Raw genomic sequence first — 12,463 nt, 5'->3', positions numbered from 1 at the left:
CGTGCCACCTTTCCCGACCGGACGGACGGTCAGTCAGTTCGCCGTCACCCAATCGGGCTTATCCGCATGACCCGGGACAAAGGGGACCGATTAGCTGGAGCTGTTCGATCGGCCGATATCTCGGGGGAGCGATGAACATCGGTCTGCCGGTGGTGTACGTGCTGGGCGGAAGCGGCGAGCTGTACACACCTGCGGTGCCCGACTTCGAGACGCGGGAGCTGGACGTGCATCGGTTCGGTGGCGAGGACGAGTTGCTCGCCGCGTTGTCGGTCACCGAGCCACAGGCAATCGTGACCTTCGGGCCGATCGAGAACTACCCGCGGCTGCATCGGCTGCCGTACACGCTGCGCAGCCGATGGATCAACCTGCCCGACGGTATGGATCCCGAGGACGCCGGCGGGCGGGCGCTCCACTGCTTCCTGCACGACGCCTTGGTGCCCAAGCCCGCCGACGCGCCACCGCTGGTATCGGTGTTCACCCCCGCCTATCGGACCGGGAAGCGGATAGAACGGGCGCTGCGCTCGCTGCAACAGCAGAGCCACGCGGAGTGGGAGTGGGTCATCGTCGACGACTCCGACGACGATGGTGAGACCTGGCGGCTGTTGGAATCGTTGGCCGCGCGCGACCACCGGGTGTCGCTGTATCGGCAGCGCTCCCGGTCGGGAAACATCGGCGAACTCAAGAACAAGCTCGGCCATCTGTGCCAGGGCGCGTACCTGGTCGAACTCGACCACGACGATGAACTGACGCCGTACGCGCTGGAGTGGGTGGTCGAGGCATTCCGCGCCAACCCCGACGCGGGCTTCGTCTACTCCGATTGCGCCGAGGTCTACGAACTCGGTGGCGATCGTAGTTACGAAAACGGCTGGGCCTGGGGTTTCGGCGTCTGCCGACCGGACCGGGTATGGACCATGGACGGTTGGCGCGACCTGGTGGTGATCGAGGCGCCGCCGATCAACGCCAAGACGATTCGGCACATCGTCTCCACGCCGAATCACTTCCGGTCCTGGAGGCGGGACTTCTACCACCACATCGGCGGGCACAACCGCAAGCTGCACGTGGCCGACGACTACGAGATCTGTATCCGGTCCTTCCTCAACGCGCCCGTGGTGCGCATCCCCGAGGTCGGTTACCTGCAGTACTACACCAGCGGCACGAACACGCAGTCGGTGCGCAATCAGGAGATCCAGCGCCTGGTGCGCTGCATTTCCACCCACTACGACGCCGCCATTCATGCTCGCCTGGTGCAGCTGGGTGCCGATGACTTCTGCTGGGACGGCGAAGCCGGGTTCGGCAACCTGTGGTCGGAGATGCCGGCGGTCCCCGTACCCGCCTTGAACCGGCTTCATCTACCGATCAGATCCGGATTGGCCGGCCGACTGACCGAGGCACCCCGCGGTCAGCTCGTCCATCCGCGGGCTCCCATGGATCCTCCACCTGCCGCTCGCGGTATCAGATGGGCCAATGCGAGTCCGCCGGGCGAGTGATCACCCACCGATGCTGTTCCCCTCCACGGCCCGCGACCGCCACTATCCCCTGGTCGGAAACTAAACAGGGGCGAGGTCGGCGTGCGAATCAACCACCGGGAACGGCTTATGGCGCTGGCGCTGCTTGCGCCCACGGCGATGTTGACTGCCGCGCTGGGCAACAGCGCCTCGTCCTACGCCGCAACAGTGCCGGCGGCTCATTCCGACCGGATCGGTCCGCACGACGATCCGTACTACTACTCCTGCTACGCATACTGGCCGGACCACTGCCATCACCATCACGGCCGGACCGGTCCGCAGGGGCCCGCAGGGCCGCGGGGCGCGACCGGCCCCCAGGGGCCGGCGGGATCGGCTGCGGGTGCGCAGGGCCTTACGGGCGCGCAGGGCTTGACGGGTGCGCAGGGCTTGACAGGCGTGCAGGGTTCCACGGGGGCGCAGGGGCTGACCGGTGCGCAGGGGCTGACCGGTGCGCAGGGCGCCGCGGGAGCGCAGGGCTCGCAGGGCTTTCGCGGGCCGCGCGGTGAGACCGGGGATACCGGTGCGCAGGGCCTTACCGGCGCGCAGGGTCACACCGGCGCGCAGGGTTCTCAGGGTCACAACGGTGCGCAGGGGCTGAGCGGTGCGCAGGGGCTGACGGGTGCGCAGGGGCTGACCGGTGCACAGGGCTCGCAGGGTCACAATGGTGCGCAGGGTGCGATCGGTGCGACGGGTGCGCAGGGGCTGACGGGTGCGCAGGGCGCCGCGGGTACGCAGGGCTCGCAGGGCTTTCGTGGTCCCCGCGGTGAGACCGGGGATACGGGTGCCCAGGGGCCGACCGGCGCGCAGGGTTCTCAGGGTCACAATGGTGCGCAGGGCACGACGGGTGCGCAGGGCACGACGGGTGCGCAGGGGCTGACCGGTGCCCAGGGCCTGACCGGTGCGCAGGGTCACACCGGCGCGCAAGGCTTTCAGGGTCACAATGGTGCGCAGGGGGCGACGGGTGCGCAGGGACTGACCGGTGCGCAGGGGCTGACCGGCGCACAGGGTTCTCAGGGTCACACCGGCGCGCAGGGCGCCACGGGTGCACAGGGCCTCACGGGTCCACAGGGTCCGCAGGGACCGGGCTTCCCCCACGTCTACACCAACCAGGCGACCTCCCACGGCACCGCCACGGCTTCGTGTGACGCGGGAGATGCGCGACTCGGTGGCGGCGGCGACGTCCAGGGTGGCCTTTTCGGCTCCTCTGCCGTGCAATCGTCGGAACCGACGCCCGATGGTTGGACGGTGAGTGGCACCGACTCCTCCTCCGTCGCCCACGCTTACGTTGTGTGTGCCGACACGGCCGCGCCGGTAACTCACTGACGGACCGTCAGCCATCGTCCGGACGGAGCAATGGCCGCGGCCGGTGCCGGCCAACGCGTAACGTTTGTCCGGGATCGCGCGGGTTGATCGGGTGGGGCGACGATGACGGACAGGGCGTTCGCGTTGGGTCAGACGGTGACCTTCGCCGGGCAGCGCAGTGTCGTCCGGGAGGTCGGTGAGCGGGCCGGTCGGCCCGGATACCTGATCGAGAACGGTGAGGCGCGCCTGCCCATGTGGATACCCCGGCAGATCCTTGATGCCCACCAGGAGTCGGACCGGGCCACCGATCCCTTTCACCGGCGGGTGCCGCACCTGCTGGTGGTGGACGATTTTCTCCAGAACCCCGACGAAATCCGCGCGTTGGCTCTGGCCCAGCGCTATCAGTCCAACCCGGCGTACTTCAAAGGCCTGCGATCGGACCAACGATTTCTCTGGCCAGGACTGCGCGAAGAGTTCGGTCGGCTGCTCGGCACCGCGGTTACCGAGTGGCTCGGGCACAACGCCAACGGCTGCTTTCAGCAGACCGGCCACGCCGACCCGCTGGTGTGGCATCACGACAGCCAGAGCTACGCGGCCGCGATTTATCTGACGCCGGATGCACCGCTGGGCAGCGGGACCAGCTTTTGGCGCGACCGCACCCACGGGTGCCGGCGTCGTCCCACCCATCCGCTCGAGACGCGCCGGCTGGGCACGACCGAGGCGATCGCGGATGCCGAGGCTGCGGTTTACGAGGCCTACAACCTCGAGCACCCGGACAACTGGGAACTTGTCGAGGCGGTGGGCGCGGTCTACAACCGGCTGGTCGTCTGGGACGCCAGCCTGATCCATTCGGCCTCGTCGTACGAGGGGTTCCGGGAGCCTGCCGATGCGTCCCGGCTCGTGCAGTTGTTCTTCTTCGACGTCTGAGCGGACGTGGCATCAGGCGCGTTGCGCCGGCAGCAGCCCGGGCTCCGCCGGGCAGCGACTCTGCGCGAAATCGAGATTCGCGACGACTCGGGCCCGCTGCTCCGCGGGCAGCTGGTCGCCGGCGAGCAGGTGGCGGCAGGCCGCAGCCGACTCCGCGTAGTGCCCCGTCCAGTACGACGCAACCGCAAATTCGTCCTCGCTGCGCCAGGAGTACACGTCCTCCTGCACCCAGAGCAGGTCGCCTGCCGGACGCGGGAGTCGCATCGCCTGTTGCGCGACGAGACGAGCCAGTGGGAACCGCTTGGCCTCCCGGGCGTGGCGGGCAAGCTCCGTCAACGCCTCCGCGCGGCTGGGACGATGCTCCCAGGCCTTCAGGTAGGCCACCACGATCTCGTCGGGGTCGGCCTGCAGGGTTTCGAGGTGACGGGCCACCTCGAACAGCGAGTCGGCCACCTCCTCGTCGAAGCCACCCATGATCGCGCGCCGACGAAACGCCTCGAGGGCCTTGGTGAGCTGCCCGCTGTCCCGATAGCTGCGGGCCAGGTAGTACTGGTAGCGGGCGTTGTCGGGCTCGGCGGCCAGCGCCGCCTCGAGCACCAGGGCGTCGCGGGCGTACTTCTCGGCGGGGCTCACGCCCTGACTGCGGCCTCCGTCGAAAAGCCCCGAGACCACCGGCCCGTCCAGGTACGTCGAGGCGGTCGCCACGCCGGGCACTTCGAGGTACTCGTGCAGCACGCCGCGATAGAGCCATGCCAGGCGGTTGGCCACCAGGCTCGCCCGGCGGTAGGTCGTCGCACCGGTGCGGTGCTGGAGGTGGACCGCGTCCGCGGTGAGGTCGGGCCAGCCAAAACCGGTGGGCGCCTCGAGCACTTCGTCGGCGTCGATCACGAAGCTGTAGTCGGCATGCGGCCGGGCCAGGGCCAACGCCTCGGACCGGTTGTGCCCGAAGTCGCGCCACGGGCGCTCGTGCAGGTGACCCGGGGTGTCACCGAGCAGTGCGCGGATCAACTCTTGCGTGCCATCGGTGGAGCCGGTGTCAACGATGGTCCAGTGATCGACGAACGTGCGCACCGAGCCCAAGCAACGCTCGATCACGTGTGCCTCATTTTTGACGATCATGCACAGGCCGACCGAGGTCATGACGTCCCCCCTGATTCCGACGCTCCTGCCGACCGTACAAATCGGACAGTCGCGACGAAACGTGCTTCCGCCGTCCGGGGGAAGGGCCGTCAGCCCGGTACGTACCGCAACCAGATGGTGCCCAGCGGCGGCAGGGTGAGCCTGGTCGAGGTGGGCAGCCCATGCCACGGCTCGGCAACCGCGCCCACCCCACCGAGGTTGCCCACCCCGCTGCCGGCATAACCGGTGGCGTCGGTGTTCAGCACCTCGGCCCAGCGGCCCGGCTGGGGCAGGCCGAGTCGGTAGTTGGAGTGCACCATGTTGGCGAAGTTCGACACGCTGGCCAGCACCGAGCCGTCCGCGCCGTAGCGCAGGAACGAGAACACATTGCTGTTCGAGTCGTTCGCGTCGATCCAGGCGAAGCCGTCCGGCGAGACGTCCAACTGCCACATCGCCGGGGTGTCCCGGTAGACCGCGTTCAGGTCACCGACCAGTTGTTGCACGCCGGCGTGATCGGGATGCTCGAGCAACCACCAGTCCAGCGAGCGGGATTCCGACCACTCCGATTCCTGGCCCAGCTCCGCACCCATGAACACCAATTGCTTGCCGGGGTGGGCCCACATGAAGGCCAGGTAGGCACGCAGATTGGCCAGCTTCTGCCAGCGGTCGCCGGGCATCTTGCCGAACATCGAGCCCTTGCCGTGCACCACCTCGTCGTGCGAGATCGGCAACACGTAGTTCTCCGACCACGCGTACATCATCGAGAACGTCATCTCGTGGTGGTGGTAGCTGCGGTGCACCGGGTCCTGGCGGATGTAGGCCAACGAGTCGTGCATCCAGCCCATGTTCCACTTGAAGCCGAAGCCCAACCCGCCCAGATGCGTGGGCCGGGTGACGCCCGGCCACGCGGTGGATTCCTCGGCCACGGTGAACGCGCCGGGCACCCGCTTGTAGACCGTCGCGTTCATCTCCTGCAGGAACGAGACCGCCTCCAGGTTCTCCCGGCCGCCGTACTTGTTCGGCGTCCACTGACCTTCCTCGCGGGAGTAATCCAGGTAGAGCATCGAGGCCACGGCATCGACCCGCAGCCCGTCGATGTGGAACTCCTCGAGCCAGTAGCAGGCGTTGGCGACCAGGAAGTTGCGAACCTCGGTGCGCCCGTAGTTGAACACCAACGTGCCCCAGTCGGGCTGCTCCCCGCGACGGGGGTCGGGGTGCTCGTAGAGATCGGTGCCGTCGAAGTCGGCCAGCGCCCACTCGTCCTTGGGGAAGTGCGCGGGTACCCAGTCGACGATGACGCCGACGCCGGCCTGATGCAGCCGGTCCACCAGCAGCCGGAAGTCGTCCGGGTCGCCGAAACGCGCGGTGGGCGCGAAGTACGAGGAGACCTGATATCCCCACGAGCCGCCGAAGGGGTGCTCGGCCACCGGGAGGAACTCCACGTGGGTGAAGCCGAGCTCGCGCACATGCGCGACGAGTTGGTCGGCCAGGTCGGTATAGGACAGCCCGGCCCGCCAGGAGCCCAGGTGCACCTCGTACACGCTCATCGGGCCCGTTTCGGGCGCGTGTTGCGTACGCCGGGTCATCCACTCCTCGTCGTTCCACACGTAGCGCGACTCATACACCCGCGACGCGGTCTTCGGTGGCACCTCGGTGGCGAAGGCCAACGGGTCGGCCTTCTGCCGCCACCGGCCGTCCGGGCCGAGGATCTCGAACTTGTAGCAGGAGCCGTTGCCGATGCCCGGCACGAACAGCTCCCACACCCCGGTGGAGCCCAACGTGCGCATCGGGTGCGCGCGACCGTCCCAATAGTTGAGTTCGCCGACCACCCGCACCCCGCGGGCATTCGGCGCCCAGACGGCGAACGACGTGCCGACGATGGGTCCTGACGGCGCGTCATACCGACGGACGTGCGCGCCCAGCACGTCCCACAGCTGCTCGTGCCGTCCCTCGGCGATCAGATGCCGGTCGATTTCGCCCAGCGTGGGCAGGAACCGGTACGGGTCGTCGACCACCCAGGTGTCGCCCTCGTAGATCACCTCCAGGCGGTAGTCCGGCACGGTCTCGCCGGGGACGAGCCCGACGAAGACGCCCTCGTACTCGTGTACCAGGGGATACCGCTCGTTGCCGACCAGCGCGTTGATCTCTCGGGCGAATGGGCGCAGCGCCCGGATGGTGACCGCCCCGGCGTGCGGATGCGCGCCGAGGACCGAGTGCGGGTCGTGGTGCGCGCCGGCGACCAGGCGCGCGAGTTCGTCGGCACCCACTGGAGCGGTGCGCGCGAGATGGGGCGTGGTGGTCACGAGGAATATCCTCCCGGGTGGGCGCCTGGAGAAGCGGTGGCGAGCAAGCCCTCGATTGCGGACAACGGCACGTTCAGCCAGTCGGGCCGGTTGCGTGCTTCGTACAACACCTCATAGCAGGCCTTGTCCAGCACAAACGCGAGCAGCGGGTCGGCTTCCGGGGCGGCGCCGATGGTGCGTGCGTAGCCCTCCAGGTAGGCCTGTTGGTTGCGTTCGGCCCATTCGGTGGCCCGGGACGCCGCGGTGTTCGGGGCGCCGGGCAACAGGTGACGGGCCGCATAGTCGAAGGAACGGATCATCCCCGCGACGTCCTTGAGTGGACAGTCCATGCCCCGTCGGGCCGCCATCGGCCGGGCCGGCTCACCCTCGAAGTCGAGGATCCGCCAACCCGTTGCGCTGCGCATTACCTGACCCAGATGCAGGTCGCCGTGCACGCGTTGCTTGCGCAGCGGACCGGTGAAGCTCGCGAGTCGGGCGTACACCGCGGTCATGTGCGTGCGATAGGGATCCAGTTCGGGCACCACCACGCACGCCGCGGCCAATCGTGCGGACATCTCCGCGGCCAGGTCGGCGCGCGCGGGCTGGTCCAATTCGGCGTCACCGAGCATGCGGGCCAGATCGGCGTGCACCTCCGCGGTGGCCTCACCCAGTCGGCAGGACTCCCCGGCGAAATCCCCGCCCGCATCGTCCGCGCTCACCCCGTCCGGCTGTGCGTACAGGTCACGCACGCTGGTCAGGGCGGCGTCCCAGCCGGCCGTGGCCGAGGTCAGGAATTCACTCGCGATGGCCAGCGTGCCGTGGTGCGGGCGCTGCCCGTTCGGCCACTCGCCCTCCACCCAGCCGAGCAGCGCGGCCACCCGGCTGTTGCCCGCCTCGGCGAGCGCGTGGTGCAACTCCACGTCCGGGTTCGGGCCGTCGGCGAGCCGACGGAACACCTTGAGGATCATCGCGTCGCCGAACACCAGCGAGGTGTTGGACTGCTCACCGGACAACACGTTCGCCTCTGCCGGGGTGTCCGGGGTTGCGTTGGCGGGTTCGTGGCGGAACGCCATGCCCTCGGTGTCGCGGTCCTCGCGCATGCCCGTCGGCCACAGGCCGGTGACTTCCTTGTCGTACAGCGCGTCGTAGACCCACCATGGCCCGTCGCCGTGCTCCGCCAGCTCGGTCTGCCCGATCAGCGCATGGCCCAGGCTTTCCAGCGGCTCGCGGCGGTAGACCACCGGAACCTGGTAGGTGTCCTGCGGGGCCTCCTCGCCCTCGGCGTCGGCGTAGCGCACCGTGACGAACTCGATGCGCACGGGCGGATTGTCCTGCAGCCAGCCGGACGCGGCCAGGGTCACGTCGCTGACCTGCCGTCCTTTGCCGGCGAACCATCGCCGTCCGCTCAGCCAGGGCATCATCACTTCGGGGGTCATGCTTCGGCTTTTACCCCCCGGAGGAGCCCTTACCCGCGATTGAGGCGAGCGCAGCGAGAGCACGCTTTCACTCTCGCTGCCGAGCCGATTGAAGCGGGTTGACCAGCATCGCGAGGATCACCCACCGACCGGGCCGGCCGCCGTGGTCGGCGCGGGGTCGAGGCGGAACCAGAAGTGGCCGTGTCCGGCCACGGTGAGCAGATACGGGAGCTCGCCGATGGCCGGGAATTCCACGCCACCGACCAGTTCCACCGGCCGGTAGCCGTCGAATCGACGCAGGTCCAGCTCCACCGGCTGGGGGAACCGGGAGAGGTTGTTCACACACAGCACGATGTCGGAACCCTCGGTCCCGTGGTACTCCCGCAGGAACGACAGCACCGACGGGTTCGACCCGCCCAGGTCGATGAACTCACCCAGGCCGAAGGCGTAGTTGGCCTTGCGCACCTCGATCATCCGGCGGGTCCAGTGCAGCAGCGAGGTTGGCGACGCGGTCTGCGCCTCGACGTTGGTCACCTGATAGCCATAGATCGGGTCCATGATGATCGGCAGGGTCAGCTTGCCGGGATTCGCCCGGGAGAAGCCGGCGTTGCGGTCGGGCGTCCATTGCATGGGGGTGCGCACCCCGTCGCGGTCACCGAGCCAGATGTTGTCGCCCATGCCGATCTCGTCGCCGTAGTACAGCACCGGCGAGCCGGGCAGCGAGAGCACCAGGGCGGTGAACAGTTCCAGGCGGTTGCGGTCGTTCTCCAGCAGCGGGGCCAACCGCCGACGGATGCCGATGTTGGCCTTCATCCGCGGGTCCTTGGCGTACTCCGCGTACATGTAGTCGCGCTCTTCGTCGGTGACCATCTCCAGCGTCAACTCGTCGTGGTTGCGCAGGAAGATGGCCCACTGGCAGTTGTCCGGGATCTTCGGCGTGCCGGCCATGATTTCCGAGATCGGATAGCGCGACTCCCGGCGCACGCCCATGAACAGCCGCGGCATGACCGGGAAGTGGAAGGCCATGTGGCACTCGTCGCCGTCGCCGAGGTACTCCACCACGTCCTGCGGCCACTGGTTGGCCTCGCACAGCAGCACCCGGTCCGGGTAGAGCCGGTCGACATCGGCGCGGACCATCTTGAGGAAGTCGTGCGTCTCGTCGAGGTTCTCGCAGTTGGTGCCCTCCCGCTCGTACAGGTAGGGCACCGCGTCCAGCCGGAAGCCGTCGATGCCCAGGTCCAACCAGAAGCGCAGCGCCTCCATGATCGCCTCTTGCACCCGCGGGTTGTCGAAGTTCAGATCCGGCTGGTGGGAGAAGAAGCGGTGCCAGAAGTACTGCTTGCGCACCGGGTCGAAGGTCCAGTTGGAGGTCTCGGTGTCGACGAAGATGATCCGGGTGTCGCCGTAGCCCTTGTCGTCGTCGGCCCACACGTAGAAATCGCCGTACGGGCCGGCCGGGTCGGTGCGCGAGGCCTGGAACCACGGATGGGCGTCCGAGGTGTGGTTCATGACGAAGTCGACGATCACCCGGATGCCGCGATCGTGTGCCGCGTCGATGAATTCCACGAAGTCACCGATGGTGCCGAAGTCGGGATGTACCGCGGTGTAGTCGCTGATGTCGTAGCCGCCGTCGCGCATCGGCGAGGCGTAGAACGGCGGCAGCCACAGGCAATCCACGCCGAGCCATTGCAGATAGTCCAGCCGCGAGGTCAACCCCGGCAGGTCACCGATGCCGTCCGCGTTGGAGTCATCGAAGGAGCGGACCAGGACCTCGTAGAAGACCGCCCGCTTGAACCAGTCGGGATCCGACGGACTCGCCGCCGTGTCCTGATAGGAATCGATGTAGGCATCGCTCGGCGGGGTCTCGGTCACCTGGCTAACCCGTCTCGATCGGATGGACCGTCAGCAAGTGGGCGGGCTCGACGAACGGATCCAGCCGGACGTAGTTCGCATCGCCCCAGGTGTAACTGGCCCCGGTGAACACGTCCGAAACCACGAACCGATCACCCTCGGCCATGCCCAGTGCGGCCAGGTTCACGGTGAGGATGGCCTCCCGCGCCCCGTGCGGGTCCAGGTTGATCACCACGAACACCGTGTCCCGTCCGCTGCCGGGCAGGGGTGCGGACTTGGAGTACGCGAGCATCGCGGGGTTGTCGACCGGGTGGAAGGTGATGTCGCGCAGTTGCTGCAGCGCCGGGTGGTCGCGACGCACCCGGTTGAGCAGGGTCAGGTACGGCGCCAGGCTGCGACCCTCGGCCTCCGCCGCGGCCCAGTCGCGCGGGCGGTACTGGTACTTCTCCGAGTCCAGATATTCCTCGCTGCCCGGTCGCACCGCGACGTGCTCGAACAACTCGTAGCCGGAGTAGACCCCCCAGGCGGGGGACAGGGTGGCCGCCAGTACGGCCCGAATGCGGAACGCGGGCGGGCCGCCGTACTGCAGGAACGCGTGCAGGATGTCCGGGGTGTTGACGAAGAAGTTCGGGCGCATGAAGTGGCCGGTCTCCTCGGCCAACTCCTCGGCATAGGCCTGCAGTTCCGCCTTCTCGGTACGCCAGGTGAAGTACGTGTAGGACTGCTGGAAGCCGACCTTGGCCAGCTCGCGCATCATCGCCGGACGGGTGAACGCCTCGGCCAGGAACACCACATCCGGGTCGGTCTTGCGGATCTCGCCGAGCAGTTCCTCCCAGAACATCACCGGCTTGGTGTGCGGGTTGTCCACCCGGAAGACGCGCACCCCGTGGTCCATCCAGTGCCGCAGCACGCGCAGCACCTCGACGAACAGGCCCTCCGGGTCGTTGTCGAAGTTGACCGGGTAGATGTCCTGGTACTTCTTCGGTGGGTTTTCCGCGTAGGCGATGGTGCCGTCGGCGCGGGTGGTGAACCACTCCGGGTGCTCCTTGACCCACGGGTGGTCCGGGGAGCACTGCAGCGCGAGGTCGAGCGCGATCTCCATGCCCAGCTCGCGAACCCGGCCGACGAAGGCGTCGAAGTCCTCCAGGGTGCCCAGGTCGGGGTGCACCGCGTCGTGGCCGCCGTCCTCCGAACCGATCGCCCACGGGGACCCGGGGTCGTCCGGGCCCGGCGTGAGGGTGTTGTTCGCGCCCTTGCGATAGGCGTGGCCGATTGGGTGGATCGGCGGGAGGTACACCACGTCGAAGCCCATGGCGGCGATCGCCGGTAGACGTTCCGCGGCGGTGCGGAAGGTGCCGGACCGCGGCGGGTCCAGGGTGGCGCCCTCACTGCGCGGGAAGAACTCATACCAGCTGGAGTACAGCGCCGCACGCCGTTCCACCTGCAGCGGATAGCGCTTGGACGCGGTCAACATGTCGCGTACCGGGTACCTGGACAGCACCGCGGCCAGCTCCGGGGACATGCCCGCGGCCAACCGCACCAGGGCGGGTCGGCTGCGGTCGCGCAGCGCGCTCACCGCGTCCAGCACCACGTCCCGCCCGTCGTCCGCGGGCACCCCCTCCGCCGCGCGGCTGAACAGCCGCGCGCCCTCCTCGAGCATCAGCTCGGTGTCCATGCCGTTGTTGACCTTGATGCCCGCGTCGTGCTGCCAGCTGGCCACCGGATCGCTCCAGGCCTCCACCGTGAACGTCCAGCGTCCCTGCCGCGCGGCGGAGATGTCCGCCCCCCAGCGGTCGGTGCCCGGCGCCAGCAACCGCATCGGGATCAGCGGGCCCGGTTTGCCGCGCGGATCGCGCAGCACCACGTTGGCGGAGACCGCGTCGTGGCCCTCCCGGAAGACGGTGGCGCGGACCTCGAAGACCTCGTCGACGACAGCCTTCGCGGGCCGGGTGGCGCAATCCACCTGCGGCTGCACATCGGTGATGGGAATACGTCCGTTCATCGGCTGTGAAGGTACCCGTCTGTCCCGTTGTCAACCAGCGGGCCATTAGGGTCGACGGAG

Annotated in this window: 8 protein-coding genes; 3 read left to right on the top strand and 5 right to left on the bottom strand. The window is 68.4% G+C overall.

All coding sequences use genetic code 11. The annotated features are described in order from the left end of the window. Window positions 1–131: 131 nt before the first annotated feature. The 3 genes from VGJ14_06365 to VGJ14_06355 all read left to right on the top strand — a co-directional run bounded on the left by VGJ14_06365 (window position 132) and on the right by VGJ14_06355 (window position 3,734). On the top strand, window positions 132–1,487 hold the full coding sequence (locus tag VGJ14_06365) for a glycosyltransferase (GenBank protein ID HEY2832030.1): 1,356 nt from the start codon (window positions 132–134) through the stop codon (window positions 1,485–1,487). Window positions 1,488–1,568: 81 nt separating this feature from the next. Beyond that, window positions 1,569–2,828, top strand: coding sequence for a hypothetical protein (locus VGJ14_06360; GenBank protein ID HEY2832029.1), 1,260 nt, complete (start codon window positions 1,569–1,571; stop codon window positions 2,826–2,828). A 102-nt stretch (window positions 2,829–2,930) separates the two neighbouring features. Beyond that, window positions 2,931–3,734, top strand: a complete 804-nt coding sequence (locus tag VGJ14_06355; GenBank protein HEY2832028.1) for a DUF6445 family protein — start codon at window positions 2,931–2,933, stop codon at window positions 3,732–3,734. Window positions 3,735–3,746: 12 nt separating this feature from the next. Here VGJ14_06355 and VGJ14_06350 read toward each other — a convergent pair whose 3' ends face one another. From VGJ14_06350 to VGJ14_06330, 5 genes are all read right to left on the bottom strand, one after another. Then, on the bottom strand, window positions 3,747–4,874 hold the full coding sequence (locus tag VGJ14_06350; protein ID HEY2832027.1) for a glycosyltransferase family 2 protein: 1,128 nt from the start codon (window positions 4,872–4,874) through the stop codon (window positions 3,747–3,749). Between the two features lie 89 nt (window positions 4,875–4,963). After that, window positions 4,964–7,156 (bottom strand): 1,4-alpha-glucan branching protein GlgB, encoded by a 2,193-nt coding sequence (gene glgB / locus VGJ14_06345; GenBank protein HEY2832026.1) that lies wholly within the window; start codon window positions 7,154–7,156, stop codon window positions 4,964–4,966. Then, on the bottom strand, window positions 7,153–8,571 hold the full coding sequence (locus VGJ14_06340; protein ID HEY2832025.1) for an aminoglycoside phosphotransferase: 1,419 nt from the start codon (window positions 8,569–8,571) through the stop codon (window positions 7,153–7,155). The genes glgB and VGJ14_06340 overlap by 4 nt, the downstream gene beginning before the upstream one ends. 117 nt (window positions 8,572–8,688) lie before the next feature. Then, window positions 8,689–10,422: a maltose alpha-D-glucosyltransferase gene (gene treS / locus VGJ14_06335; protein HEY2832024.1), complete on the bottom strand. Its 1,734-nt coding sequence runs from the start codon at window positions 10,420–10,422 to the stop codon at window positions 8,689–8,691. A gap of 4 nt (window positions 10,423–10,426) precedes the next feature. Further along, window positions 10,427–12,403, bottom strand: coding sequence for an alpha-1,4-glucan--maltose-1-phosphate maltosyltransferase (locus VGJ14_06330; protein HEY2832023.1), 1,977 nt, complete (start codon window positions 12,401–12,403; stop codon window positions 10,427–10,429). Window positions 12,404–12,463: the final 60 nt, after the last annotated feature.

The organism is Sporichthyaceae bacterium, from assembly GCA_036493475.1.
GTDB lineage: Bacteria > Actinomycetota > Actinomycetes > Sporichthyales > Sporichthyaceae > DASQPJ01.
This window is presented reverse-complemented; position numbering and strand designations above follow the sequence as displayed.

What these genes read in the sequence shown, in the direction of transcription:
- VGJ14_06330 (HEY2832023.1), bottom strand. Translation starts at nt 12,403, where the DNA reads ATGAACGGACGTATTCCCATCACCGATGTGCAGCCGCAGGTGGATTGC.
- VGJ14_06355 (HEY2832028.1), top strand. Translation starts at nt 2,931, where the DNA reads ATGACGGACAGGGCGTTCGCGTTGGGTCAGACGGTGACCTTCGCCGGG.
- VGJ14_06340 (HEY2832025.1), bottom strand. Translation starts at nt 8,571, where the DNA reads ATGACCCCCGAAGTGATGATGCCCTGGCTGAGCGGACGGCGATGGTTC.
- VGJ14_06365 (HEY2832030.1), top strand. Translation starts at nt 132, where the DNA reads ATGAACATCGGTCTGCCGGTGGTGTACGTGCTGGGCGGAAGCGGCGAG.
- VGJ14_06350 (HEY2832027.1), bottom strand. Translation starts at nt 4,874, where the DNA reads ATGACCTCGGTCGGCCTGTGCATGATCGTCAAAAATGAGGCACACGTG.